Below are 25,295 nucleotides of genomic sequence, written 5' to 3' on the forward strand. Positions count from 1 at the left end.
TCATGGGGCGGCGTTTGGGTTCTCCCCGTCACCGACCACATAGGCGTGAATGCTCGCCATGGTGGTTTGGAACACCCCCTCCATCTGCAAAGCTAACGCTTTACCGTCGTTTGCGCCATCCTCAACTTGCGCTTCAAACGCGCCCAGCGCCACCACCAGATCGGGCAGCCCCAGATTCCCCGCCGCGCCGCGCACCTTGTGCGCCAGCCGGGCAGAGGCCTCCAGAGACTCGTCAGAGAGATCTGTGATCAGATTTGCATAGTCGGTGCGGAACTTCTGCAAGTACTCCTTGTAGGGCTCCTCCTGACGCCAGATCATCAGCCCCATATCCAAATCCAACCCCGGGTACTTCGCCTCTGGCTCTGGCTCCGCCTCCTGCGCTTCAGGCGCATCAGTGGCGACGTCCTGTTGCGCCGCCTCTGCGCCCGTCGTGCGCTCCGCCACCAGCAAACGAATGGTGGTCACCGCCGCATCCACATTGAACGGCTTGGGTATGAAGCCGTCCATGCCGGCGTTGCAGGCTTTGTCCTGATCCTTCTTGAACGCCCCCGCCGTCAGCGCGACGATGGGCAGCTTGGCGAATTCTGCCTGTTGACGAATTTTTGCGGTGGCGTCATAGCCATCGAGCACCGGCATCTGGATATCCATCAGCACGATATCCACCTGGAGCCTGTCTTCAAGGAGCATATCCACGGCTTCCTGGCCATTCTCCGCCAGCGCCACCTGCGCCCCTTCGATGCTGAAGATGCGCAGCGCCACATCCCGATTGATCTCACTGTCATCCACCACCAGCAGCCGCAGCCCATCCAGACGTCGCCCCCCTGGGGGCTGGCAGGAACGCTGATCGCTCATCTCGCCGTTGGCGCACTTGGCCCGCGCCACGGCGTCATACAGCATCGACGAGGTGATCGGCTTACTGAGTACGGCGTTGGCGATGCCGGCATTGGGCTCATTGGCCAGTTTTTGGCTGTCGTGCCCGGTGACCATCATAATCACCGGCAACAGCTTGTCGCCGCACATATCCTGAATCCGCTGCACCACGGTCAGGCCATCCATGCCGGGCATCTGCCAATCCAGCACCACCACCAGTTTGTCGTCGCCACACTCCGGGTCGCGCTGCTCCAGGGCAGTGAGCAACTCTTCGCCGCTGTTCACCCCCTGCGCCTCCCAGCCCACGGCCTGGCAACTGCGCATCAGGGCGTTAAGCGCGATGGGACTGTCATCGGCCACCAGCACCTGCAGCCCATCCATCTCTGGCTGTGCGCTGCGGGAGTCCTGCTCATGCGCAAAGGTGAGTTCAAAGGCGAACTCGCTGCCGTGCCCCTCTTGACTGGTCAAGATCATCTGGCCGCCCATCAAGTCAACCAGTTGACGACTGATGGCCAGCCCCAGACCGGTGCCGCCAAATTTGCGCGTGGTGGAGCTGTCGGCCTGGGTAAAGGCGGAAAAGAGCCGCTTTTGCGCCTCCTCGGAGATGCCGATGCCGGTGTCCTTGACCGCAAAGCGCAAGGTCACCTGCTGCGCGCTCTGCGCCACCACATCGATCTGCACCACCACCGAGCCGCGGCTGGTGAATTTGATGGCGTTGCCCGCCAGATTGATCAGCACCTGCTCCAGGCGCAAGGCGTCGCCCAGCAGGTTGGCCATAGGCATCACCGGCGGCACGATGACGAACTCCACCGCGGGATTCTTGTCGCTGGCGGCCATGATGGTGGAGAGGTTGTCGAGAATCTCCGTGAGCAGGAACGGCGCGTTCTCGATCTCCAGCTTGCCCGCTTCGAGCTTGGAAAAGTCGAGAATATCGTTGATGATCACCTGCAGCGAATGGCCCGCGCGGCAGATTTTCGACGCCATCTGATGCGCATCGTCGGGCAATCCCGCCTTCTCCAGCAGATAGGCCAGCCCCAGAATCGCATTCATGGGGGTGCGGATCTCATGGGACATGTTGGCCAGGAACTGGCTCTTGTACTGGTTCGCCTCCTCGGCCTTGCCCTTCTCCTGCTCCAACTGCTCAACCAACTGTTTGTATTCGGTGATATCGGTAATGGAGCCCGCCATCAGCACCGGCTTGCCAAACTCATCGCGTTCCGCAAAGCCGCGCGAGCGCACCCACACGTAGTGGCCCGCCTTGTGCCGCATGCGCAGCTCAACGTTGTACTCTTGATGATCATCGAAGTGGGCGTCCACCGCCTCTCTGGCCCGCTGCATATCCTCCGGGTGCACCATGTCGCTGAAGATCTTCACCCGATAGGGAATCTCGCCGGGAACATAGCCGAAGATCTCCAGCCAGCGGGGCGAGTAGTACATCTCGCCGGTGGGCACGTTCCACTCCCACAGCCCGTCGTTGGCGCCGCGCTCGGCGCGTTGATAGCGCGCCTCACTGGCTTGGATCGCCTTCTTGGCCTCCATCTGCTGGGTGATATCGATGGAGTAGCCGATCATCCCCACCGGCTGTTTGTGGGCGTCATAGAGCATGGAGAGCGACAGGTGGGCATAGAACAGCTTGCCGGAGCGATTGCGCATCACCACTTCGATTTCGTGATCGCCTTTCTCCTTGAGCGGCGCAATCACCTTCTCCGCCAGGAAGATCTGCTGATCGTTGGGATAGAGCGCGCCGATGTGCTTGCCCACCATCTCCTCGCGGCTCCAGCCAAACAGCCGCTCGGCGCCGCGGTTCCAGTTGTTGATCAGGCCATTGAGGTCGGTGGTGATCACCGAGTCGTGAATCTGATCGAGAATCTGCTGGTTGCGCTGCTCCAGCTCCTTGTTCAAGTCCTCAATCCGCCGCTGCGCCGTCTGCATTTCGCGCACGTCGCGAATCTGGCTGATGATGAGGATTTCATCGCCCAGTTCAATGGTGTTCAAACCGATGGTCACCGGCACCAGCGAGCCGTTCTTATGCTGGGCATACAGGTCGCGCCCCTCGCCCATGCTGCGGCGGCGCGGATTGTTGGCGTAGGTCTCGCGCAGCGCCACATGATGGCCGCGCACGTTCTCCGGCACCAGAATCTCCACCGACTGGCCGACCATCTCATCGGGGAAATAGCCCAGCAGCAGGGTCACCTGCTGGTTGGCCAGCACGATCCGCCCCGCAACGTCGCTCACCAGAATGGCGTCGGGGGTGGACTCCAGCAGACTGCGGAACTGCTTCTCCGACTCCTCCTGCTCTTTGGCCACCATTCCCCGCCGCACCGAAGCGAAGGCGTTGAACCACACCAGCCCCAGCAGCACGAGGCTGGTGATGCTGGAGGAGACAATGACAAACCAACCGATGCCCTCGGCGTTCTGTTCAAACACCTCCTTGCTCAAATAGGTAAAAAAATACCACTTCTCTTCATCATGGGCTTTGAGGGACATGCCGCTGTTGGAGAGGTATCTGGACGGGTCGAACACGGTGTAGGTCACCAACCCGCCTTGATAGAAGAACTGCCCGCTTTCACGGTTGGAGTAGACCCGATCCAGGATGTCCGGATAGTGGTTCTCCACCCGCTGATCCGAGCGTTCCGGCAACATAAAGCCCCACTGCTGATTGGAGTCCGGGCTGTAGAGCCAGTAGCCCTGTCTATTGAGCATCCAGAACTGGGAGCCGTCGCTGGCGCTCTGCTTGGTGATGCGGCGAATCAGGTCATCGCCTTTGTAGTTGATCACCACCAGTTCGCCCGACTCGCCATGCTTATCGGCCACCGGCGTGACAAAGCGGATCATCGGCACAAACGGGCGCTCCACCTGGCCTCCCTCCACATTCAGGTCGAAGCGGGACATGAACACTTCGCCCGGGCGCAGCGCCAGCGACTCCTTCACATAGTAGCGATCTTTTTTGCTGGCCAGCTTGTGCATGGGCGTAATGGAGACGGCGCCGCGCCCATTGACGCGCACGATCTCCTGCCCCTCGCGATTGATAATGCGCACCTGGTCATAGAGGTTTTTGCGATAGGTGACAAAACTGGCGATCTGGGTCTCCAGCTCATCGGTGGCCAGATGTTTGCCGTCATGGGAGAGTTTGTAATCCTCGAACAGGCGCGCCAGGAACAGAATATCCTTTTCGATCCACGCCAGCCGGAAACGCAACGCGCTGACTTTGTCCTCCACAAAGGCCATATCCTTGGTCTTGACCAGATCCACATAGTGCGCCTTGTTGAACTGCTCATAGGCCGCCACCGAAAGGAACACCACCGCGGCAAACGGCAGCCACAGCAGAATGGCGCGGCTGATCACACGGCGATCCCGCAGGCTCAACTTGGCGTGATCGTTGGGAGTGATGCTCTTATCCTGCTTCACAGGCTTGATGGAAAACGGGCACATCGCCAATCTCCTCACAGGGCGATACAACGCAAACTCTCAGGCGTTCGCTCAGTCAGTGCAGCGCAGGCTGCTCACGGGCATCCCAAAACGCCTTGATGCTGAGCAGTTGTGGAACAATCTCTAAAAAGCGCGCCGCCAGATCCGGATCAAAGTGCGTCCCGGCCTCGGACCGGATCTGCTGCACCACCTGCTCGATGGGCCACGCATTTTTATAGGGTCGCGCCATGGTCAGCGCATCGAACACATCGGCGATGGCCACAATCCGCGCGCTCTGGGGGATCGCCTCGCCCGCCAGCCCGTTAGGGTAGCCGGATCCGTCCCACTTCTCATGGTGATTGAGCGCAATCTCCGCTGCCAATTTGAACACCCCCGAACTGCTTTCACTGAGAATCTGATGCCCAATCTGCGAGTGGGTGCGCATCACCACCCACTCCTCGGCGGTCAATTTACGCGGCGCTTTGAGAATGGCGTCGGGAATGCCGATTTTGCCCATGTCGTGCATCGGCGCGGCCAGGCGCAACTGTTCCGCCTGTTCGGCGCTCCACCCCGCCGCCTTGGCCAGGGCTTCCGAGAAGCCCGCCATGCGCCAGATGTGCGCGCCGGTATCGGTGTCGTTGTAGTGGCCAGCCTGGGCCAGCATGGTGATCGCCTCCTGACAGCTCTTCTGCAACGCCTGAGAGCGCACCAGGGAGAGATGCGTGGCCACCCGCGCCAGCACAATCTCCGGCGACAGCGGCTTGACGATGTAGTCGACTCCGCCCACGGCGAAGCCCTTGGACTCATCGCCCACATCCTTGAGGCTGGAGACGAAAATCACTGGGATGGATTCGGTGTCGGCGTCCTGCTTGAGTTCCGCGCACACCGCGTAGCCATCGCGATCCGGCAACTGGATATCCAACAGAATCAGCGATGGCGCGCTCTCTCGGGCGCAGTGCAGCGCAGCTGCGCCGGTCTCTACGCAGATCAAGGGGTAGTTGGGGGAGAGAATCCCGCGCAGAGCGGCGAGATTGATCGGTTCGTCATCGACGACCAGGATTGGACGATTCGGCATGTCGCCACCCACACAATGCACGCTGTGAACAGGGTCCAGGCGCTAGGCGCCGCGATCACTCCGCTGGAGGTCTCCCTCTGGCTTGGACGGATCGCTCGGACCATACCAGGACTGCGTAATTGGATGGGTGTTGGACAGACGCCTTGAATGGCGCCGACCATTGCCAACAATCAAACGGGAGGTTATGGCGACTCGCGCCGCAACTGATTGCCCCCCCATGAGGAATAGTCAGGAACTGATAATTTACATCACATAATTGTAATGACATGCATTCATCAACACTATACCGCCTAGACTCCGTTGGCCAGGGCTAAGTTCAAAACTGATGTCCTGCATAAGCGCTTATCCGCATCTCTGGCTTAGCTAACGCCAAGTTATTTCTGCGCTCTCTTCTTGCAACCACGCCGATCAGAAATAACTTACATCCAACCATTCATATCTCAGTGTGACTCTTGCCGCCTGCTATAGTCAGTCGATTTCAAAATTGGACATTGGCGATTGTGGGAATGGAAGATATCGAGGGCTCCCAAGATCAACAGCCACACCGTGATGCGGGCCATCCATGGCCCTCACCCTTCGGGCTCGCTGCGCGAGTTCGATGCGGCAATCCTGCTGAATCGTGGGCTCTGCCCTGGATTGCACAGCATTGGCGCTGGGGGCGCAGCCCCCAGACCCACCGCCGACCACTCAGCGGCCAATAGTCAGCGCAAGCCGGACCTATGTCACACAACATAGGTCGTTCTGTGCCGTTTTGGTATTGATTGATTATAGGACAGGAGCACAGCGTCCATTTGCGGTGTAATTTTCACCTCAATTTCGACTCTGAGCCCGTCCACAAAGGTCGTCGCGACTGAGACAGAAACGATTGTTTGCGAATGCGCAGGCCCATTCGTTCCGGCTCTCATGCTCTGATGGCGCAACGGCGTCATCCGTTGTGCGCTGGCGGAAGCGCTCATTACACGATAAAATCGACCTACCGCTGGAGAAACAATGCTCCACCGTTATTTATGTTGCACAAACCAATTTTCACCCGCCGATTCATTCCAACGACAGGCTAACCTCTTATGTCTCTGTTTTCGCTTTCCTCCATGCGTCTGAAAACCTTTCTCCCATCCGCTTTTTTCATCTTGATTGGCGGCACCGCGCTGATGATTCTGGCGCTCAACTATGTGACCACCACCATCTCCATCGAAGAGATGGCCACCGCCATCATGGAGCAGACTGGGCAGCGCACAGTGGAGAACGCCACCACCTATCTCGACTCCGCCGCGCGGGTGGTGAATATGAACGTGGTGGGGATGCACCCGGAGGATAAGGAGCATTTTCTGCCGCGCTTCAACGCGCTGGCGCGGCGACAACTGGCGCTGCACCCCCACTTTGGCCTGATCTACTTTGGCGACGTAAATGGCAACCATTGGCTGACTAAACGCGAACTGGACGGGGTGGTGCGCAACCGCGTGCTGCAACGGCTGGACGATAGCGCCGCCAGCAAACAGGCGGTAACCGATGCGCGTAAAATCTCCAAGGCCACGCCCCAGGGCAAAGCCAAGGTTGCGCAGATGATCGCCCCCTATCTGAAAACCCAATGGTTCACCCAGAACGCCCAAGGCAAGCTGGAGTTTCAGGAGGAGTATCCCGATTTCGCCTACGACCCGCGCCAGCGCCCCTGGTACATCGGCGCGCAAAAGGCGGGTGGACTGGCCTGGACCAACGTTTACACCTGGGCGGATAACTACCAGGGCAAACCCAGCACCCAAGTGGGCATCACCGCCGCCGAGCCGGTGATCCGCAACGGTCAGTTGCAGGGGGTGATGGCAATCGACATCGTGCTCAAAGAGATCTCCAACTTCCTTAAGGAGTTGGTGGTAAGCAAAAATGGCCGCGCCTTCATCATCGACGCCGACGGCAAGGTGGTCGGTCTGCCCGACTACGACCAGGTGGTGCGCACGAAGCCCGAAGGCGGCGTGGAGCAGAACCACATAACGCAAGTCAACGACGCCGCCATGGCGGAGCTGTTCCGCGCCGCCCAGCGCAAAAGCGGCGGTGAAAATCAACCTCTGCGCTTGGGCGAACAGGCCAAATTTCACTTCAACGCCGATGGCGAAGGCTACTATGGCTATTTGAAGCCGTTCCAACCCAGCAGCAATCTCAACTGGGTGATTGGCGTGGTGGTCCCCGCCAACGACTTCATGGGCCAGGTCACCACCAACATCCTGTGGACCCTGCTCATCTCCGCCATCGCCGTGGCCGGCGCGATTCTGGTGGGCGTTTTGATCAGCCGCCGCATCTCCAAACCGCTTAACGCCCTGGCGGCGGAGGCGTCGCGCATCAGCGAACTGGATCTGGCGGGCAACACGGCTCTGGCCACCAGCTTTGAAGAGATTCAAACCGTTTCAGAGTCCTTCGCCAAGATGAAGGGGAGTCTGCGCGAGATGGTGCGCACCATCTCGGAAAATGCGCGCAGTCTGGATCAGAGCGCGGGTGAACTCTCTACGGTCTCGGCGCAGATGTCGGACTCCGCCGGGCAGATGCGCGAAAGCGCCCATGGCGTGGCCGACTCCACCAAACATATGAGCCAGATGATGAAGACCATCGCCGGTTCAGCCGATGAGATGAAGAGCAGAATGGCCTCCGCCGCCGACGCCGCCAGCGCCATGGAGAGCAATATGGTGAGCATCTCCGGCGCCGCCGAAGAGGCCAACACCAACTTGAGCGCAGTTTCCGACGCGGCGGAAACCGCCACCTCCGGCATGAGCTTTGTTCAGGAGGCCGCCGAGCGCACCAGCGGCAACGTACAGAAAGTGGCCCGCGCCGCCGAAGCGATGGATGAGGCGCTGTCGGACTCCCGCAGCTTGTGCGAATCCGCCGACAAGCAGTCGAAAAAGGCCGCCACCGACTCCGAGGCCAATGTGGCGGTAATGCGACGCCTCTCCGACTCCGCCGAAGAGATTGGCAAAGTGGTGGATGTGATCAACACCATCGCCGAGCAGACCAACATGCTGGCCCTCAATGCCTCCATTGAAGCCGCTGGAGCCGGCGAGGCGGGCAAAGGCTTTGCGGTGGTGGCCAATGAAGTGAAAAATCTGGCCAACCAGACCAGTGAAGCCACCGCCATGGTCAACGGCAAGATTCTGGAGATTCAGGACAACACCCAAGAGGCCGCCCACGCCATCCATCGCGTCACCGAGACCATTCGCAACCTGAGCCGCTCCAACAACGAGATTCTCCTCTCCGTGGATGAGCAGAATCACTCGGTCAAACAGGTCTCCAACTCCATGGACAACGTTTCCGAGGAGACCGAGGAGGTGACCCGTCGCGTGGGGGAGGCCTCCAACGGCATGCAGGAGGTCTCCCGCAGCGTGCATGAGATCTCGGTGGGCATCTCCGAGGTGACCCGCAACGTGGTGGAGGCCTCGGCGGGAGTCTCCGATATGACCCGCAACGTGACCAAGGCGTCCAAGGACAGCGGTGAGATCTCACGCTCGGTGTCCGAAGCCAGTGACGCGTCCCGAGCAGTGGCTGAGGCCATGGGCTCTGTGAACAACTCGGCGGAGGGAATGTCCACCCTCAGTGAGACCGTCAAAGGCCAAGCGGGCGAGATGAAGCAGATCGCCGCCAAACTCAAGGAGATCCTCTCGCGCTTTACGGTGTGAGTCTCTCCTCAATACCACAATAGCGCGAGGCCCCGCCTCGCGCTATTGTGACAAATTCCAGAAGCTCCTCATCAGCAGGAGCTGTACTGTCCTACGCGGGCAACGGCGGGTAATCGGTATAGCCTTGAGCGTCCTGAGTGTAAAAAGTCGCAGGATCCGCCGCATTGAGCGCCGCCTGACGCTGCAAGCGTGCAGGCAGGTCGGGATTGGCCAAAAACGGCACGCCAAACGCCACCGCATCCACCTCTCCCGCGACGATTGCGGCGTCGGCCTCCTCTCCGCTATAGCCCATATTGCCAATCAACACCCCATGATACTTCTCCCGCGCCACTGTCAGCACATCACCATGCTGCTGGTCGAACATATCGCTGCGCATCACATGCAGATAGGCGAGGTTGAAGCGATTGAGTTGCTTGGCCAACCAGGCCGTGAGCGCCACCGGGTCGCTATCGCGCATATCGTTAAAGCTGTTGAGCGGTGAGATGCGCACCCCCACCCGATCGCTGCTCCAGCTGTGCGTCACAGCATCCAACACTTCCAAAAGCAGACGCGCGCGATTTTCCATTGCGCCGCCGTAAGGCCCCGTGCGCTGGTTCACCCCATCACGCAGAAATTGATCCAGCAGATAGCCGTTGGCGCTATGCACTTCCACCCCATCAAACCCAGCCAAGCGCGCATTGTTGGCGGCTTGGGCAAAACCGTCGACAATCGCAGGCAACTCCTCATCTCCCAGCGCCCGGGGCGTGGGATAGGGCAGCTTACCCTCCGGCGTATGCACCTCATCGTTGCGGATGGGCAGCGGGCTGGCGGAGACGCACTCCCGTCCGCCATTCAGCGCTGGATGACAGGCGCGCCCCCCATGCCAGATCTGCAGGAAAATGCGTCCGTCCTGTGCGTGAACCGCGTCGGTCACCCGCCGCCAACCATCAATTTGCGCAGGCGAATGAATGCCCGGCTCGCGCCAGAACGCCGAGCACTCCGGCATCGCCATGGTGGCTTCGGCAATGATCAGACCGGCGCTGGCGCGCTGCGCATAGTATTCCGCCATCAGCGCTGTGGGGACGTGATCGGCGTCGGCGCGACAGCGGGTCAGCGGCGCCATGAGGATGCGATTGGGCAGATTCAGCGCGCCCATCTGTAATGAATCGAATAATGAAGACATGGTTGGATCCTCGCTGGGTGTCATGGACAAACATCAACTGTTTCGGTTCAGTTGGAAAATGACAAACAAGCCGTTTATAATGTGTAGATAATAAGCGGAGGTTTGTATGGAACGGAAGAAGCGGAGATTTACGGCTGAGCAGAAGGTAGGCTATGTGCGCCGTCACCTGGTCGAGAAGGTGGTTCTCTCGGATCTGTGCGACGAGGCGGGCATTCAGCCCAGCCAGTACTATCGCTGGCAAAAGGCTTTGTTTGAGAACGGCGAAGCGGCCTTGTCTGACAAACGCGGCCAAAAGGCTTGTGACCGACAGATTGCCGAACTAGAAGCGAAGTTGGCAACCAAAAATGAAGTTATGTCTGAGCTTCTTGAGGCGCATGTTGCGCTAAAAAAAAGTCTTGGGGTGAGCTGAACGGCTGCTGGGTGGAGCCGGACATACGGGATTCGGTGGTGGATTTCGTGGCGTTTTGGTCAGACAAGAGCGAAATCGACACGAGCCGAATTATCAACTGGATAGGCGTGCAAAGGGGCAAGTTCTATTCATGGCGCAAGCGCTATGGAATGGTTAACGACCACAATGGCCGTATTCCCCGAGATTTTTGGCTGGACGATTGGGAAAGGGAAGCGATTGTCGCCTTTTTCCATGAACATCCGTCAGAGGGCTATCGGCGCCTGACCTACATGATGCTGGATGCAGGCGTGGTGGCGGTCAGCCCCTCTTCAGTGCTGCGTGTGCTCAGAACTGCCGGGCTGATGCGTCGTTGGAGCCCATCGCCCTCGCAGAAGGGCACAGGGTTCAAACAGCCTTCGGAGCCGCATAAACACTGGCATGTGGACATCTCCTATCTGAATATCCAGGGGACGTTCTACTATCTGTGCAGTGTCCTGGATGGATGTAGCAGGTTTATCTGTTTCGGTTCAGATGGAAAATGACAAACCAATCGTTCATAATGTAGAGATATTGAGCGGAGGTTTGTATGGAACGGAAGAAGCGGAGATTTACGGCTGAGCAGAAGGTAGGCTATGTGCGCCGTCACCTGGTCGAGAAGGTGGTTCTCTCGGATCTGTGCGACGAGGCGGGCATTCAGCCCAGCCAGTACTATCGCTGGCAAAAGGCTTTGTTTGAGAACGGCGAAGCGGCCTTGTCTGACAAACGCGGCCAAAAGGCTTGTGATCGACAGATTGCCGAACTAGAAGCGAAGTTGGCAACCAAAATGAAGTTATGTCCGAGCTTCTTGAGGCGCATGTTGCGCTAAAAAAAGTCTTGGGGTGAGCTGAACGGCTGCTGGGTGGAGCCGGACATACGGGATTCGGTGGTGGATTTCGTGGCGTTTTGGTCAGACAAGAGCGAAATCGACACGAGCCGAATTATCAACTGGATAGGCGTGCAAAGGGGCAAGTTCTATTCATGGCGCAAGCGCTATGGAATGGTTAATGACCACAATGGCCGTATTCCCCGAGATTTTGGTCTGGACGATTGGGAAGGGAAGCGATTGTCGCCTTTTCCTATGAACATCCGTCAGAGGGCTATCGGCGCCTGACCTACATGATGCTGGATGCAGGCGTGGTGGCGGTCAGCCCCTCTTCAGTGCTGCGTGTGCTCAGAACTGCCGGGCTGATGCGTCGTTGGAGCCCATCGCCCTCGCAGAAGGGCACAGGGTTCAAACAGCCTTCGGAGCCGCATAAACACTGGCATGTGGACATCTCCTATCTGAATATCCAGGGGACGTTCTACTATCTGTGCAGTGTCCTGGATGGATGTAGCAGGTTTATCCTCCACTGGGAGATTCGTGAGTCGATGAAGGAAGATGAGGTTGAAGTGGTCCTGCTCCGAGCTCAGGAGGCCTATCCGGAAGCTAAGCCGCGGCTGATCTCAGACAATGGGCCGCAGTTCGTTGCCAACGATTTTAAGGCGTTCATCCGGGAATCCGGCATGACGCATGTGAGGACTTCGCCTTACTATCCGCAGAGCAACGGAAAGCTGGAGCGTTTTCACGGTAGTTTGAAGCGTGAGTGCATTCGGCCTCAGACGCCATTATCGCTGGAAGATGCCCAGCGGGTTGTGGGAAAGTACGTCGAGCATTACAACACCCGGCGGCTCCATAGCGCCATCGACTACGTCACCCCACAGGATCGCCTGGAAGGGCGGCATGTGCAGATCCTGGCCGAACGAGATCAAAAGCTTGAGGCGGCCAGAGAACGGCGTCGGACGACGTACCAAAAGCAGTCTTTTCAGCCATCCCAAAAAATGGCTGAAAAGGCGAACGGCTAACTGATATTTTGGCTTAGGCGGTTGTCATGTTTCCGCTGAACCAGCACATATCCTCCACTGGGAGATTCGTGAGTCGATGAAGGAAGATGAGGTTGAAGTGGTCCTGCTCCGAGCTCAGGAGGCCTATCCGGAAGCTAAGCCGCGGCTGATCTCAGACAATGGGCCGCAGTTCGTTGCCAACGATTTTAAGGCGTTCATCCGGGAATCCGGCATGACGCATGTGAGGACTTCGCCTTACTATCCGCAGAGCAACGGAAAACTGGAGCGTTTTCACGGTAGTTTGAAGCGTGAGTGCATTCGGCCTCAGACGCCATTATCGCTGGAAGATGCCCAACGGGTTGTGGGAAAGTACGTCGAGCATTACAACACCCGGCGGCTCCATAGCGCCATCGACTACGTCACCCCACAGGATCGCCTGGAAGGGCGGCATGTGCAGATCCTGGCCGAACGAGATGAAAAGCTTGAGGCGGCCAGAGAACGGCGTCGGACGACGCACCAAAAGCAGTCTTTTCAGCCATCCCAAAAAATGGCTGAAAAGGCGAACAGCTAACTGATATTTTGGTTTAGACGGTTGTCATGTTTCCGCTGAACCAGCACACAACCAAGTGAAAATGGGCATACGTAAAATGAGACACGCCAAGCGTCTATACGTGCGGCGCTGTGTGCAATTATGGTGAGTTGAAACCAAAACTGCACACAACGGCCAATATTTGCGTGACGTAGATAGAGCTTGCGCTGACTATTGGCCGCCGACCAGTCGGCGGCGGGGTCTGGGGGCCGCGCCCCCAGCGGGTGTGGGCGGAGCCCACGGTGTGGTTGTTGGTCTTGGGAGCTCGAGGGCGTAGCCCTCGATATCTTTCATTAACAATACCCAAACTGTCCGATTCTGATTTTATAGTCACCGCAAACCAAAAAAAGACATTTGAAATCAGAAGATGTCGAGGGCTCCGCCCTCGAACTCCCCAACGACCAAACCTTGGGGCGCTGCCCCAAACCCCGCTGGGGGCACAGCCCCCAGACCCCGCCGCCGACCAGTCGGCGGCCAATAGTCAGTGCAAGATCAATCAGCGTCACGCAAACATTTTGTACTCTGTACAATTCTGGATTGCGATGACTATAACTGACAATATCAATACCACCCCCCACCATATTTCATGGGCATAAAAAAACAGCGCGATCCAAAGGATCGCGCTGTTTTCAAATCTAGGCTGGCTTGAAGTCTTACGGACGCTTGGGGGTCTCGTATTTGACTTCCTTCTGCCACGGCTTCCACTCGGTCTCATAGCCGACAAAGCCCTTATCGGTGGGCGGCAGTTGACGCGTGGTGAAGTAGGGGGTGGTTCCGTCGGGCACTTTGGGACGTCCAGCGGGTGCGCTCATAAGTCACCTTTTACTCAAAAGAAGAGAATGCTACGACACCATATCGTAACGGTTAAGACTGCTTGCTTATTCTTCACGATCGCAACAGTGGCCATGCCCTGGCAATCGGCTTCACCCTCTCGGATGAAAGGAACAATCTAAAATGCATTGAGCATCCGAGATTGATTCAGTGCGATGCGGCGGCTTGTCAGTTCAGCGGCTGCATCAGAATACTGTCCACGTCCGGCGCATCGGCTTGAACCGGGCCACCGGCTTCAAGCTCCTCTTCAGTGGCGTCACGCACAGTCACTATCTTTAGCGTAAACAGAACCTTGCGCCCACAGAGCGGATTATTGCCATCCACGGTCAGGGTCTTCTCATCGATGCGGGTGACGATAAAGTCGCGCGTCTGACCTTGGGCGTTCTCCATGGTGATGGTGGCGCCGAGTTCGCGAAAGTCGTGCGGGACATTCTCGATATAGTCGGTAAACACCAAGCCTTCGTCGCGCGGCCCATAGATCTCATTACAGTCGATGGGGATCACGATCTCATCCCCAACCGATTTGCCGACCAGCTGATCCGTCACCGCCGGAACCAGGGCGTCGCCCACTCCATGCACATAGCCGATGGGAAACTCGACCGCCGTGATCTCCTGGCCGCTTTTCTGATCGGTGATGGTGTAGGTCACTTCGACGTACTTGTTGTCTTGAATCGTATCCTGCATCGCCTGAACTGCCTTGCCTATCAGAAGATCGACGCAGCGAAGATTTTAATCTCGCCCCGTTCATAGCCAATCACCAGACGCCCCAACCACTCGCCCGGCTTCTTGGTGCTGCGCATACGATAGAGCACGGTCACATGCTCGCCGCGGCGGATGATCCCCAGATAGTCATACTCCTCAGAGAGACTACGGGTCAGTTCGCTCTTGGCGAACTGATTGCCCACCTCGACCTCATTGAGGCCCAGCAGCAGATCGTAGGAGAAATTGCGGATGAATTTACCGTAGTTGCCTTCATTGGAGTACTTGACCAGATCCGCCCAAAACGGGTGCGCAACAGCCAAGATCTCTTCGTCGGTTTGATCAATAATATTCATTCACAACTCTTCGGTTCTGAAGTGAGCGCTGGAGCGGCTCGGTCTATAAAAAAAGACCAACGCGATTGCGGGTTGATCCTTTTGTATAGACCGAGCGGAGGGCCGGTACAGCCCTCCGCTCGGGACAATCTACTGCTTAGGCATCCTTCTCCACGATGTGGTAGAGAGGCGCTTTTTCCATGGTGTACTCACCGGTCTCGGGATCACGACGCGACACGGTCAACACGTGCCAATCATCGTCGTTCACCTTCATGTAGTCGCCACGGTAGTAGTAACCAGGCCAGCGGGTCTCTTTCCGGAACAGGGTGTGATGGAACACCGATTCCGCCGCCAGGTGACGATGCTTCAGTTCCCAGGCGCGCAGCAGCTCATGGATGTCCTGAGCGGCCACTTTCTCCAGGTCCTCTTCCAACAATTTCATCTTCTGCAGACCGATGTTCAGCAGCTTTTCGTTGGTCATGTAGTTGACCGTCACGCCGCCGCAGTACTCGTCCATCAGTTTTTGCAGACGATCCAGCCCTTGACGGGGGCTGATGTAGTTGGGGTTCACCGTACCGGCAACCACTTCGTTGCGGTTGATGGTGTAGTGTTCCAGAGGCTTGTAGATCTCTTCCTTGCGATCATTGATCTGCTTGTCGGAGACCACGATGCCAGCCGCTTTGCCGTCGTCGATGTACTTGCAAGCGGCTTTGGCGGCCAGACGACCTTCGGTGAAGGAGCCGGAGGAGAACGCGTGGGGCGTGCCGCCCACCGCGTCGCCAGCGCCGAACAGACCTTCAACGGAGGTCATGCGGTTGTAGCCCCAGAAGTACTCGGGGGGCGACAGATCTTCGGGACCCGAGCACCAGGCGCCACAACCGGTGGCGTGGGAGCCCATCACGTAAGGCTCGGAGGTGGTCAGCTCGGGGTTCTGGTTCTTGGGATCCACGTCGGTGGAGGCCCACAGAACGGCCTGACCCACGGTCATGCCCAGGAAGTTGTGCCAGCCGATCTCTTCCAGGTGCGGATCCTGGAACGCTTCCATGGTCACCATGTGGATGGGGCCGCGGCCCGCATTCACTTCGCTGATGAAAGCATGGTTGCGCAGACAGGTGGGAATGGGGCGATGCGTCTTATGGGACGCTTCCACATCCAGGTACTCCTTGCCCACCATCTCCTGGAGCTGCGGGAACCACTTCGACTCGTACTCCTCTCCCAAACCGTTGCAGGTGTAGGTTTTGAGGTGCAGGAAGTAGGCGCCCACAGGACCGTAGCCGTCCTTGAAGCGGGCCAGCACGATCTTGTTCTCCATCTGGGTCATTTTGGCGCCCGCGCCGATCATCAGACCGTAAGCGGAGCCGGAGGACCAGGGAGCGTACCACACGCGACCAGCGCCTTCACCCACGGAGCGGGGCTTGTAGATGTTGGACGCGCCGCCAGCGCCGACGATCACGGTCTTGGACTTGAACACGTGATAGTTGCCAGTGCGGACGTTGAAACCCACGGCGCCAGCGACGCGGTTGGGCTTGGATTCGTCCATCAGCAGATGGGTCACGCAGATGCGGTTGTAGACCTTGTCGGCGGACTTCTTGGCGGCCTCGGCCACGATGGGCTTGTAGGATTCGCCGTGAATCATGATCTGCCAGCGACCTTCACGCAGGAAGGAGCCTTTCTTGGGATCGCGCATCAGAGGCAGACCCCAATCTTCGAACTGGTGCACCGCGGAGTCCACGTGACGCGCCATGTCGAACAGCAGGTCTTCGCGCACCATGCCCATCAAGTCAATGCGGGCGTAGCGGACGTGGTCCTCGGGGTTGTTCTCGCCCCAGCGGGTGCCCATGTAGCAGTTGATGGCGTAGAGGCCTTGAGCAACGGCGCCGGAGCGATCGATGTTGGCCTTTTCCGCGATGACGATCTTCTTGTCCTGACCCCAGAAGCGGGCTTCCCAGGCGGCGCCGGTGCCGCCGAGGCCCGCGCCAGCAACCAGAATATCGATGCCGTCTTCAATGATTGTATCGTAAGCCATTAGTAGTACACCCCTTCTTTAATGACGAGACCATTGGACTCCAGGGTATGGAGACCGCCCTCATCCATGCGGATGTACTTGGGCTCATTGTACAGCAGTTGGCTGTCGCGCTGCTCTTTGGTGGGACCGGAGACGCTGGCCAGCTGCGGAATCTCTTTACCCCAAGGCTTGGTGGTGATGGGGGCGAGCAGATTCAGGTCTTTCTTGCCGTTGCGGAACTTGATGCGCCAGGCGATGACACCCTTCTCTTCGTCGCGAATGGCCCGCACGCTGTGGCCCAGAGGCGCGAAGTCGGCATAGCCGCGCACGTCGATGGCCTGGTGGGGGCAAGCCTTCACGCAGGAGTAGCACTCCCAGCACATGTTGGGCTCGAGGTTGTAAGCGCGACGGTAGGTGGTGTCGATGTGCATGATGTCCGAAGGACAAATATCGACACAGTGACCACACCCGTCACAGCGCGTCATATAAACAAATGTAGGCATATTCTGATTCCTCCCTCTCGATTCTTAGAAGTGACGGGGCGCTTCGCGCTTGATCCCTTGACCCATGTAACCCGGGTTGTTGCCCATGTACTCGGGGATGTCGGGGAACTTCTTCTGCAGCTCGGGATCGGACAGATCACCCACCTCGGGCAGGTTCTCACGGGAGCCGTCAGCCTTGGTCACGCGCTTCTGGAAAGCGGCGGCGGGCTTGAAGAACATGTGCGCGAACTTGGACCAGCGCACGCCGGCGAACAGCGCGGTGGCGGAGAGGATGAACAGAACGAAGAAGAGCCAGTTCAACGCGCCGGAGCCCATGGTGAAGGACCACAGCAGAGCGAAGGTGGCGGTGCCCAGCAGGGAGACGATGAACATGTCAGCCGGGACGAACTGGTGCCAGCGGCGGCCTTCGGAGCCGACGTCAACGCGCAGGCTGAAGAAGAACCAGTAGCCGCCCACGCAGATGCTGGCGGCGCCCAGGTGCCACAGACCGGTGACGACGGCCGGGGTGTTGGCGCCCGCGGTGGGGTACTTGAAGATCAGCAGCGCGGTGGTGATGATGAAGCTGACAAAGCCGTACATCTTGAAGATGTGGGCGATGCGGCGGTTGGGATTCTGGAATTCGGCGGAGGTGAGCACATCCACGGCAACGGTTTGCACGGCGATGGAGATCTTCTCTCCGGCGCCGACGTCGCGAACACGCTGTTTCTGAGCTTTTTCAGCGTTCGCGAAGAAATATTTGGCGCTCTTCTTGTGGATCATGTCCAGAATAGTGCCGCCAACGACCAGGATGAACATCACGACAACATAACCCTGCATAACTTCAGGGGATATGAGCGTCGTGAGTTCGGTAAAGGGATTACTGCCAATCATGGATGCTGTCCTCCGGGAGTTGATTTGGCTACGATCCGACTGATTATAAGGGGTCGATATCCAGCTGCAAAGAAAAATTAATCGTGACAAGAACTTTTTCATAACCACCTGCAAACACAGGTGGAAAAGGGCCCTTGAGCGATATTCCCCTCACAGCCACACGCGCTAAGGCGCGTTTTTTCCCCGATTTGTCGGCTGAAATTGTGACGTCAGAAAACCCAGGCGAAGCGCCGCTTCTGACCGCTGCGCCCCCCCTGACAAAAACACAGACTTGGGCCCACACATGCTGGTGGGCGCCCGCGCCGCGCATCCAAATCGCCCTGAGCTGGCGACAGATCAACGCACGACCGACGAGTGGTGTTCAAAGCCCAATCAATCCGGACCCAGGCTCATGCTGGCGAAGAGTTGTCGCCCCGAATATTAGCATCTGTAGATATTGGGTGCGCCGCGCAGACTGTATCGCCACGGCGCCGATTTGTCCATGGACGAAAGCGCCGCGCAATTTTCGCCTATGCGTCATGCTCGCCGCGGCTCCGATAGTTGCCGCGCAACTTATTTAATAGATCGCCCACTGCGTCGCCGAATATTATCCCGCTTCGAGCGCCATCTGCTGTTTCAGCCGATTGATGTCGCGCAGCGGCGGCGCGCCGAACAAGCGGCTGTATTCCCGGCTGAATTGTGACGGGCTCTCATACCCCACTTCGAATGAAGCCGAGGCGGCGTCGTGCTGGCCGGTGAGCATCAAGCGCTGCGCCTCACGCAGGCGCAACTGCTTCTGATACTGCAGCGGACTCATGGCGGTCATGGCGCGAAAGTGTTGATGGAAAGTGGAGGCGCTCATACCCGCGCGCCCAGCCAGATCCTCGATGCGCAACGGCTGCATAAAGTGATCCTGCAGCCAATCGAGCACACGGGCGATCTGATTGCTTTGGCTTCCCGTCGAGGCGATTTGGCGCAGCCGCCCCCCCTGATCCCCCACCAGCAGACGATAGATGATTTCGCGCTGGATGGTGGGCGCCAAAATCGGGATATCCTGGGGCGCGTCCATAAGATCAATCAGCCGTGAGAAGGCCGACATCAGCGCTGTGGTGGCGTCACCGACCGCCATGGCGCGGGTTGACTTCTGCTCCTTGGGCGGCGGCAGTTGGCTATCCACCATCAAGCGCGACAGCTCCTGCTGATCCAACAACAGACGCAGCCCCAAATAGGGCCTCTGCGGCGACGCTTCAATCACCTGCACCCGGGTGGGCAGACGCACCGAGGTGATCAGGTAACGGTGTGGGTCATACACGATGGTCTCACTGCCCAGCTCCACCCGCTTGGCGCCCTGCACAACCAGACACACGCTGGGTTCATATAAGCCGCTGACCGGATCGCTCGGTTGCTCGCGCCGATAGAGGGTCAAGCCTACAACCGGCGTATCAACCACCTCCGCGCCAACGCTCTTTTGGGCAATCTTTGATGCCAATTCCGCACACGCGCCCTCTATTCCCGGTTGCGGCGGATTGCCTGCGCTGTCATCGGTTTTCATAGCCTCTCCTCCTGATCCTGTGACATTAGCCTGCATCTTCAGCGTGCATCAAGCTTACGGCCAATTCCACAGATTCTTTGCGCCTGCGGATTATTGGGCAAGAATTCCGGAGTATCTGTCTACAACTGAGTTACCGATTCCCGCTATACCAGAACCATCGCAGACGTTGTGCGCGGTTTTTCCTATCACAACACGCTCCCTCTCCCTTTCACGAATCAGGAGATGATCATGAACTTTGAATTCTTCAATCCGACCCACCTGATCTTTGGCGCAGGCTCCCTCTCCCGCCTCGGCGCCGTCGCCCAAGGCGTTGGCAAGCGCGCTCTGCTGGTCACCGGCGGCGGCAGCGTCAAGCGCAGCGGCGTGTTTGATCGCGCCGTGGCGAGCCTGCAAGCGGCGGGCGTGACGGTGACCGAGTGCGCGGGGGTGGAGCCCAACCCCCACATCGCCACCGTGCGTCGCGGCGTGCAGACGGCGCGTGAAGCGCAGTGCGATCTGGTCATCGCCCTGGGCGGCGGCAGCGCCATGGACGCCGCCAAAGTGATGGCCGCCGCTGCGTTGGAACAGCGCGACCCCTGGGAGATGATGGCGCACAATCCGGCGGGCTATCGCCCCCCTGCCCAAGCGCTGCCCATCATCACGGTTCCGACCCTGGCCGCCACCGGCTCGGAGATGAACAACGGCGCGGTGATCTCTGACCCGGAGGCCAAAGTCAAAACCTTCGTGCAGGCGGCGTGTCTCTACCCTCACAGCGCCATTGTGGACCCGGAATTGACCGTGAGCGTGCCCACAGACCAGACCGCATACGGCGTGTGCGACCTGATCACCCACGTCACCGAAGGCTACTTCAACGGCGCCGACGCCACCCCGCTGCAGGATCGCTTCGCCGAAGGGGTGATTCTCACCGCCATGACCCATGGCCCCAAAGCGGTGGCCAATGGCGACGACATCGAGGCCCGCGCCCAGGTGCAGTGGGCCTCGGTGGCGGCGCTCAACGGCTGGGTGCAGGCCGGGGCCAATCCGGCGGGCTTCCCGGTGCATATGATCGAACACACCCTGTCGGCCCACCACAACATCACCCATGGCGCCGGGTTGGCGGTGGTCAATCCCGCCTGGATGCGCTTTGCCGCCCGTCACAATACGCCCAAATTCGTGCAGTTCGCCGAGCGGATTTTTGGCCTGAGTTCAAACGGCCCGGATGATCTGGATTGCGCGTTGGCGGGAATCGACCGGTTTGAGGCGTTCCTGCGTGAGATTGGCTGTCCCACCCGCCTGTCGGAAGTGGGCATCGGCGCCGAACTGCTCGACCGCTACGCCGCCGACACTCTCACCGGCATCGTCGCCTACCAAGGCAAGCTGGGGGGCCGTCCGCCCATGGCCCATGAGGATATCGTCACTGTTTTGCGCGCGGCGCTGTAACACGCGCTCAAGCATAAGGAGAGTGAGATGATATCACCACGCCAACCGCTGGCGCTGCTCATGGCGGGACTGCTCGCTTGCGCCGCCATACCCGTCAATGCACAACCCGACCAAATGGAGGCAACCATGCACACTCTTCGCAATGGCGCTCAGGCCGCCATACAAGGACCTGAGCAGTGGTTTACCGGCCATGCGCGCATCGACCCGCTGTTTCTCAAAGCCGACGCCCCTTCCCGGCTCACCGCCGCCAACGTCACCTTCGAACCCGGCGCGCGCACCGCTTGGCACGCCCACCCGCTGGGGCAGACCTTGATCGTCACCGCAGGGCGCGGACGGGTGCAGCAGTGGGGCGAGCCGGTGCAAGAGATCCATCCCGGCGATGTGGTGCGGATTCCGCCCAACAGCAAGCACTGGCACGGCGCGTCTGACGTCACTGCCATGACCCATATCGCCCTGCAAGAGGAGCTTGATGAGGAGGCGGCCAGTTGGATGGAGCACGTCACCGATGCGCAGTTTGCCGCCACACCGTGAACGGAGCGGAAACCATGAACACACGACAATTGGGCAGTCGCGGACTGGAGGTTTCAGCTTTGGGGCTGGGGTGCATGGGTCTGAGCTTTGGCTACGGTCCCGCCACCGAGAAGAGCCAGGCCATTGCGCTGATCCGCGCCGCCGTGGAACAGGGCGTCACCCTGTTCGACACCGCCGAGGTCTATGGCCCACTGACCAACGAAGCTGTGGTGGGCGAAGCCCTTGCCCCCTTCAAGGGGCAAGTGGCCATCGCCACCAAGTTCGGCATTCAACTGGACGCCAATTTCCAGCCAACCCTCGACAGCAGGCCCGCCAACATCCGCCGCAGCGTGGAGGGCTCATTGAAGCGGCTCGGGGTGGAGGCGATCGACCTCTACTATCAACACCGGGTCGACCCCAATGTCCCCATCGAGGAGGTTGCCGGAAGCGTGGGCGAACTGATCCACGAGGGCAAAGTGAAATATTTTGGCCTCTCCGAGCCGGGCATTGAGACCATCCGCCGCGCGCATGCCGAATGTCCGGTCACTGCGATCCAGAGCGAATACTCGCTGTGGTGGCGTGAGCCCGAGGAGACGTTGCTGCCGACGCTGGACGAGTTGGGCATTGGCCTGGTTCCCTTCAGCCCGCTGGGCAGAGGTTTTCTCACCGGCAAGATCGATGAGAACACCCCATTCGCCCCGGGCGACTTCCGCAACAGCGTGCCCCGCTTCACGCCCCAGGCGCGCAAAGCCAATCTGGCCCTGGTCCACCTGTTAGAAGCGTTAGCCAAACAGAAGCAGGCGACGGCGGCGCAGATTGCGTTGGCGTGGCTGTTGGCGCAGAAGCCGTGGATCGTTCCCATCCCCGGCACGACCAAATTGCATCGATTGGCAGAGAATCTGGCCGCCACGCAGGTCAATTTAAGCGCCATGGAGTTGCAAGCCATTGATCAGGCGGCGCACGCCATCACTGTGGTGGGCGCACGCTACCCCGCAGCGCTGCAAAAAAGCACCGGCCACTGAGCGACTTTAGAGAGGTGATCGCACTACGCAAAGAGGCGGACATTATGCACAGCGTCACTTTTGTTATCGGCGCCGTCTTCATTGGTCTGGCCATCAACCCGGTGCGACGCGCTTGCCCCCAGGTCGCGCAAGCCGTCGCGCAGGGGCCGACGCGACGTCCGCGTCAACGGGGTCACGTTTTGACGTAGGCGGTTTTGCCAACCAATCGCAGCGGCGCGGCCATGCGGCCCAGCGTTTCGGAGTGGCCAAGATAGAGCGCGCCATGGGGGCGCAAAGCCGAGGTCAGGAAGTTGATCACGTTCTGCTGCGTCTGTTGATCGAAATAGATGATCACGTTGCGGCAAAAGATGAGGTCAAACGGCTCATCAAGCTGAAGCTGCCCCTGTTGCAACACCAGATGTCAATGGCGCCCGAAAAATGCAGCACCATGGCGCCGCAATAATGCATCACTTGGGCATTGGTTGGGCGCGTAGCGCACAACGGGGTTTGCCGTTTTCCTTTGTCTTTAAAAAAACGAACAAAAACATCTTTTCAACACACTTGAGATTCAGAATGAGGGAGAGGCGGCAGACCTGTGGGAAACGTGTTTTCGTTTTCCACAGGGATAGCGGAGCGTCCGCCTCTCCCGGAGCCGCAAGTGGGCAGGATCGCCAGTTTCAGGAAGGGTCGGTTTTGCTATTTGAGCAGGAAGCTTTTGTTTCGTAAGCGCCACGTAAACCGCAGGGTTCCCCTGTGCTGGTTCAGCGGAAACATGACAACCGTCTAAACCAAAATATCAGTTAGCTGTTCGCCTTTTCAGCCATTTTTTGGGATGGCTGAAAAGACTGCTTTTGGTGCGTCGTCCGACGCCGTTCTCTGGCCGCCTCAAGCTTTTGATCTCGTTCGGCCAGGATCTGCACATGCCGCCCTTCCAGGCGATCCTGTGGGGTGACGTAGTCGATGGCGCTATGGAGCCGCCGGGTGTTGTAATGCTCGACGTACTTTCCCACAACCCGCTGGGCATCTTCCAGCGATAATGGCGTCTGAGGCCGAATGCACTCACGCTTCAAACTACCGTGAAAACGCTCCAGCTTTCCGTTGCTCTGCGGATAGTAAGGCGAAGTCCTCACATGCGTCATGCCGGATTCCCGGATGAACGCCTTAAAATCGTTGGCAACGAACTGCGGCCCATTGTCTGAGATCAGCCGCGGCTTAGCTTCCGGATAGGCCTCCTGAGCTCGGAGCAGGACCACTTCAACCTCATCTTCCTTCATCGACTCACGAATCTCCCAGTGGAGGATAAACCTGCTACATCCATCCAGGACACTGCACAGATAGTAGAACGTCCCCTGGATATTCAGATAGGAGATGTCCACATGCCAGTGTTTATGCGGCTCCGAAGGCTGTTTGAACCCTGTGCCCTTCTGCGAGGGCGGTGGGCTCCAACGACGCATCAGCCCGGCAGTTCTGAGCACACGCAGCACTGAAGAGGGGCTGACCGCCACCACGCCTGCATCCAGCATCATGTAGGTCAGGCGCCGATAGCCCTCTGACGGATGTTCATGGAAAAAGGCGACAATCGCTTCCCTTTCCCAATCGTCCAGCCAAAAATCTCGGGGAATACGGCCATTGTGGTCGTTAACCATTCCATAGCGCTTGCGCCATGAATAGAACTTGCCCCTTTGCACGCCTATCCAGTTGATAATTCGGCTCGTGTCGATTTCGCTCTTGTCTGACCAAAACGCCACGAAATCCACCACCGAATCCCGTATGTCCGGCTCCACCCAGCAGCCGTTCAGCTCACCCCAAGACTTTTTTTTAGCGCAACATGCGCCTCAAGAAGCTCGGACATAACTTCATTTTTGGTTGCCAACTTCGCTTCTAGTTCGGCAATCTGTCGGTCACAAGCCTTTTGGCCGCGTTTGTCAGACAAGGCCGCTTCGCCGTTCTCAAACAAAGCCTTTTGCCAGCGATAGTACTGGCTGGGCTGAATGCCCGCCTCGTCACACAGATCCGAGAGAACCACCTTCTCGACCAGGTGACGGCGCACATAGCCTACCTTCTGCTCAGCCGTAAATCTCCGCTTCTTCCGTTCCATACAAACCTCCGCTTATTATCTACACATTATAAACGGCTTGTTTGTCATTTTCCAACTGAACCGAAACAAAAATGCATCACTGAAACAGCTTGGATCGTCCAAAAATGGCGGTCCAAAAATCCCACACCAGAAAAAGCTCTCTAACTCAGAAAACTCAGTCATAGAGTTTCCGGGTCAGGGGGTGGGAGGATGTATTCAGTGAGCATGTACAGAGAAGTGCGTTTGGCGGTAACCAGAGGCGGGATGAGCAAGCGCAAGGCGGCGGAGACTTTTGAGCTGGATCCGCGCACGGTGCGCAAAATGATGGAGAACCCTGAGCCGCCAGGCTACCAGCGGAGCAAGCCGGTCAGATTGCCCAAACTGGGGCCGTTCACCGGGTTCATAGATCAGATTCCCAAGAACGATCTGGAGAAGATCAAGAAGGAGCGCCACACCGCGCAGCGGATATATGAACGGCTGCGCGATGAATACGGCTACGACGGGAAATA

Annotated in this window: 23 protein-coding genes and 1 pseudogene; 11 read left to right on the forward strand and 13 right to left on the reverse strand. The window is 58.6% G+C overall.

What is annotated here, in order from left to right; genetic code table 11:
• Both MAIT1_RS22450 and MAIT1_RS09345 read right to left on the reverse strand, forming a co-directional pair.
• A complete protein-coding gene (locus MAIT1_RS22450) occupies positions 1 to 4,302 on the reverse strand; it encodes a PAS domain S-box protein (RefSeq protein ID WP_085441993.1) in 4,302 nt (1,433 codons plus the stop codon).
• 52 nt (positions 4,303 to 4,354) lie between these two features.
• On the reverse strand, positions 4,355 to 5,353 hold the full coding sequence (locus MAIT1_RS09345) for an HD domain-containing phosphohydrolase (protein ID WP_085441994.1): 999 nt from the start codon (positions 5,351 to 5,353) through the stop codon (positions 4,355 to 4,357).
• Between the two features lie 1,064 nt (positions 5,354 to 6,417).
• Between MAIT1_RS09345 and MAIT1_RS09350 the strand changes: the two genes are divergently transcribed.
• The gene (locus tag MAIT1_RS09350) at positions 6,418 to 9,006 is read left to right on the forward strand and encodes a methyl-accepting chemotaxis protein (protein ID WP_085441995.1); all 2,589 of its coding nucleotides are present in this window, start codon (positions 6,418 to 6,420) and stop codon (positions 9,004 to 9,006) included.
• 91 nt (positions 9,007 to 9,097) lie between these two features.
• Here the strand turns inward: MAIT1_RS09350 and MAIT1_RS09355 are convergent, their stop codons facing one another.
• Entirely contained in the window at positions 9,098 to 10,168 is a 1,071-nt protein-coding gene (locus MAIT1_RS09355; RefSeq protein WP_085441996.1) for an alkene reductase, read from the reverse strand.
• 106 nt (positions 10,169 to 10,274) lie between these two features.
• Here MAIT1_RS09355 and MAIT1_RS09360 point away from each other — a divergent pair, with 106 nt between their 5' ends.
• From MAIT1_RS09360 to MAIT1_RS09380, 6 genes are all read left to right on the forward strand, one after another.
• The gene (locus MAIT1_RS09360; protein WP_085440078.1) at positions 10,275 to 10,577 is read left to right on the forward strand and encodes a transposase; all 303 of its coding nucleotides are present in this window, start codon (positions 10,275 to 10,277) and stop codon (positions 10,575 to 10,577) included.
• Positions 10,578 to 10,588: 11 nt separating this feature from the next.
• Entirely contained in the window at positions 10,589 to 11,098 is a 510-nt protein-coding gene (locus MAIT1_RS09365) for an IS3 family transposase (RefSeq protein WP_143814750.1), read from the forward strand.
• Between the two features lie 44 nt (positions 11,099 to 11,142).
• A complete protein-coding gene (locus tag MAIT1_RS09370) occupies positions 11,143 to 11,421 on the forward strand; it encodes a transposase (RefSeq protein ID WP_198947841.1) in 279 nt (92 codons plus the stop codon).
• Positions 11,422 to 11,454: 33 nt separating this feature from the next.
• The gene (locus MAIT1_RS22035; protein WP_198947842.1) at positions 11,455 to 11,706 is read left to right on the forward strand and encodes a hypothetical protein; all 252 of its coding nucleotides are present in this window, start codon (positions 11,455 to 11,457) and stop codon (positions 11,704 to 11,706) included.
• 5 nt (positions 11,707 to 11,711) lie between these two features.
• Positions 11,712 to 12,437 (forward strand): DDE-type integrase/transposase/recombinase, encoded by a 726-nt coding sequence (locus MAIT1_RS09375; RefSeq protein WP_241893440.1) that lies wholly within the window; start codon positions 11,712 to 11,714, stop codon positions 12,435 to 12,437.
• A gap of 76 nt (positions 12,438 to 12,513) precedes the next feature.
• A complete protein-coding gene (locus MAIT1_RS09380) occupies positions 12,514 to 12,987 on the forward strand; it encodes an integrase core domain-containing protein (protein ID WP_143814641.1) in 474 nt (157 codons plus the stop codon).
• 671 nt (positions 12,988 to 13,658) lie between these two features.
• Here the strand turns inward: MAIT1_RS09380 and MAIT1_RS22040 are convergent.
• The 7 genes from MAIT1_RS22040 to MAIT1_RS09410 all read right to left on the reverse strand — a co-directional run bounded on the left by MAIT1_RS22040 (position 13,659) and on the right by MAIT1_RS09410 (position 19,779).
• Positions 13,659 to 13,817, reverse strand: a complete 159-nt coding sequence (locus tag MAIT1_RS22040) for a hypothetical protein (protein ID WP_198947844.1) — start codon at positions 13,815 to 13,817, stop codon at positions 13,659 to 13,661.
• Between the two features lie 187 nt (positions 13,818 to 14,004).
• On the reverse strand, positions 14,005 to 14,520 hold the full coding sequence (locus MAIT1_RS09385; protein ID WP_085441998.1) for an FKBP-type peptidyl-prolyl cis-trans isomerase: 516 nt from the start codon (positions 14,518 to 14,520) through the stop codon (positions 14,005 to 14,007).
• A 20-nt stretch (positions 14,521 to 14,540) separates the two neighbouring features.
• On the reverse strand, positions 14,541 to 14,891 hold the full coding sequence (locus MAIT1_RS09390) for a hypothetical protein (protein WP_085441999.1): 351 nt from the start codon (positions 14,889 to 14,891) through the stop codon (positions 14,541 to 14,543).
• Positions 14,892 to 15,027: 136 nt separating this feature from the next.
• Complete coding sequence (aprA, locus tag MAIT1_RS09395) at positions 15,028 to 16,896, reverse strand: adenylyl-sulfate reductase subunit alpha (RefSeq protein WP_085442000.1); 1,869 nt, start codon at positions 16,894 to 16,896, stop codon at positions 15,028 to 15,030.
• Complete coding sequence (gene aprB, locus MAIT1_RS09400; RefSeq protein ID WP_085442001.1) at positions 16,896 to 17,378, reverse strand: adenylyl-sulfate reductase subunit beta; 483 nt, start codon at positions 17,376 to 17,378, stop codon at positions 16,896 to 16,898. The genes aprA and aprB overlap by 1 nt, the downstream gene beginning before the upstream one ends.
• A gap of 24 nt (positions 17,379 to 17,402) precedes the next feature.
• On the reverse strand, positions 17,403 to 18,248 hold the full coding sequence (locus MAIT1_RS09405; RefSeq protein WP_085442002.1) for an adenylyl-sulfate reductase: 846 nt from the start codon (positions 18,246 to 18,248) through the stop codon (positions 17,403 to 17,405).
• A 586-nt stretch (positions 18,249 to 18,834) separates the two neighbouring features.
• Positions 18,835 to 19,779 (reverse strand): AraC family transcriptional regulator, encoded by a 945-nt coding sequence (locus tag MAIT1_RS09410; RefSeq protein ID WP_085442003.1) that lies wholly within the window; start codon positions 19,777 to 19,779, stop codon positions 18,835 to 18,837.
• A 228-nt stretch (positions 19,780 to 20,007) separates the two neighbouring features.
• Here MAIT1_RS09410 and MAIT1_RS09415 point away from each other — a divergent pair, with 228 nt between their 5' ends.
• From MAIT1_RS09415 to MAIT1_RS09425, 3 genes are all read left to right on the forward strand, one after another.
• On the forward strand, positions 20,008 to 21,198 hold the full coding sequence (locus tag MAIT1_RS09415) for an iron-containing alcohol dehydrogenase (protein WP_085442004.1): 1,191 nt from the start codon (positions 20,008 to 20,010) through the stop codon (positions 21,196 to 21,198).
• A 126-nt stretch (positions 21,199 to 21,324) separates the two neighbouring features.
• Entirely contained in the window at positions 21,325 to 21,729 is a 405-nt protein-coding gene (locus tag MAIT1_RS09420) for a (R)-mandelonitrile lyase (RefSeq protein ID WP_085442044.1), read from the forward strand.
• A gap of 14 nt (positions 21,730 to 21,743) precedes the next feature.
• Positions 21,744 to 22,730, forward strand: a complete 987-nt coding sequence (locus MAIT1_RS09425) for an aldo/keto reductase (protein ID WP_085442005.1) — start codon at positions 21,744 to 21,746, stop codon at positions 22,728 to 22,730.
• 172 nt (positions 22,731 to 22,902) lie between these two features.
• Here MAIT1_RS09425 and MAIT1_RS09430 read toward each other — a convergent pair whose 3' ends face one another.
• The 3 genes from MAIT1_RS09430 to MAIT1_RS09445 form a co-directional block, all read right to left on the reverse strand.
• Complete coding sequence (locus tag MAIT1_RS09430; protein ID WP_198947846.1) at positions 22,903 to 23,124, reverse strand: CheR family methyltransferase; 222 nt, start codon at positions 23,122 to 23,124, stop codon at positions 22,903 to 22,905.
• Between the two features lie 385 nt (positions 23,125 to 23,509).
• A complete protein-coding gene (locus MAIT1_RS09440; protein WP_085441294.1) occupies positions 23,510 to 24,493 on the reverse strand; it encodes an IS3 family transposase in 984 nt (327 codons plus the stop codon).
• 11 nt (positions 24,494 to 24,504) lie between these two features.
• Entirely contained in the window at positions 24,505 to 24,807 is a 303-nt protein-coding gene (locus MAIT1_RS09445; protein WP_085440078.1) for a transposase, read from the reverse strand.
• 243 nt (positions 24,808 to 25,050) lie between these two features.
• Here MAIT1_RS09445 and MAIT1_RS09450 point away from each other — a divergent pair.
• A pseudogene (locus MAIT1_RS09450) lies at positions 25,051 to 25,295 on the forward strand (IS21 family transposase); the annotation flags it as partial.

Source organism: Magnetofaba australis IT-1 (genome assembly GCF_002109495.1).
GTDB classification, from domain to species: Bacteria; Pseudomonadota; Magnetococcia; order Magnetococcales; family Magnetococcaceae; genus Magnetofaba; species Magnetofaba australis.

What these genes read in the sequence shown, in the direction of transcription:
- MAIT1_RS22450 (WP_085441993.1), bottom strand. Translation starts at nt 4,302, where the DNA reads ATGTGCCCGTTTTCCATCAAGCCTGTGAAGCAGGATAAGAGCATCACT.
- MAIT1_RS09345 (WP_085441994.1), bottom strand. Translation starts at nt 5,353, where the DNA reads ATGCCGAATCGTCCAATCCTGGTCGTCGATGACGAACCGATCAATCTC.
- MAIT1_RS09350 (WP_085441995.1), top strand. Translation starts at nt 6,418, where the DNA reads ATGTCTCTGTTTTCGCTTTCCTCCATGCGTCTGAAAACCTTTCTCCCA.
- MAIT1_RS09355 (WP_085441996.1), bottom strand. Translation starts at nt 10,168, where the DNA reads ATGTCTTCATTATTCGATTCATTACAGATGGGCGCGCTGAATCTGCCC.
- MAIT1_RS09360 (WP_085440078.1), top strand. Translation starts at nt 10,275, where the DNA reads ATGGAACGGAAGAAGCGGAGATTTACGGCTGAGCAGAAGGTAGGCTAT.
- MAIT1_RS09370 (WP_198947841.1), top strand. Translation starts at nt 11,143, where the DNA reads ATGGAACGGAAGAAGCGGAGATTTACGGCTGAGCAGAAGGTAGGCTAT.
- MAIT1_RS09375 (WP_241893440.1), top strand. Translation starts at nt 11,712, where the DNA reads ATGATGCTGGATGCAGGCGTGGTGGCGGTCAGCCCCTCTTCAGTGCTG.
- MAIT1_RS09380 (WP_143814641.1), top strand. Translation starts at nt 12,514, where the DNA reads ATGAAGGAAGATGAGGTTGAAGTGGTCCTGCTCCGAGCTCAGGAGGCC.
- MAIT1_RS22040 (WP_198947844.1), bottom strand. Translation starts at nt 13,817, where the DNA reads ATGAGCGCACCCGCTGGACGTCCCAAAGTGCCCGACGGAACCACCCCC.
- MAIT1_RS09385 (WP_085441998.1), bottom strand. Translation starts at nt 14,520, where the DNA reads ATGCAGGATACGATTCAAGACAACAAGTACGTCGAAGTGACCTACACC.
- MAIT1_RS09390 (WP_085441999.1), bottom strand. Translation starts at nt 14,891, where the DNA reads ATGAATATTATTGATCAAACCGACGAAGAGATCTTGGCTGTTGCGCAC.
- aprA (WP_085442000.1), bottom strand. Translation starts at nt 16,896, where the DNA reads ATGGCTTACGATACAATCATTGAAGACGGCATCGATATTCTGGTTGCT.
- aprB (WP_085442001.1), bottom strand. Translation starts at nt 17,378, where the DNA reads ATGCCTACATTTGTTTATATGACGCGCTGTGACGGGTGTGGTCACTGT.
- MAIT1_RS09405 (WP_085442002.1), bottom strand. Translation starts at nt 18,248, where the DNA reads ATGATTGGCAGTAATCCCTTTACCGAACTCACGACGCTCATATCCCCT.
- MAIT1_RS09410 (WP_085442003.1), bottom strand. Translation starts at nt 19,779, where the DNA reads ATGAAAACCGATGACAGCGCAGGCAATCCGCCGCAACCGGGAATAGAG.
- MAIT1_RS09415 (WP_085442004.1), top strand. Translation starts at nt 20,008, where the DNA reads ATGAACTTTGAATTCTTCAATCCGACCCACCTGATCTTTGGCGCAGGC.
- MAIT1_RS09420 (WP_085442044.1), top strand. Translation starts at nt 21,325, where the DNA reads ATGCACACTCTTCGCAATGGCGCTCAGGCCGCCATACAAGGACCTGAG.
- MAIT1_RS09425 (WP_085442005.1), top strand. Translation starts at nt 21,744, where the DNA reads ATGAACACACGACAATTGGGCAGTCGCGGACTGGAGGTTTCAGCTTTG.
- MAIT1_RS09445 (WP_085440078.1), bottom strand. Translation starts at nt 24,807, where the DNA reads ATGGAACGGAAGAAGCGGAGATTTACGGCTGAGCAGAAGGTAGGCTAT.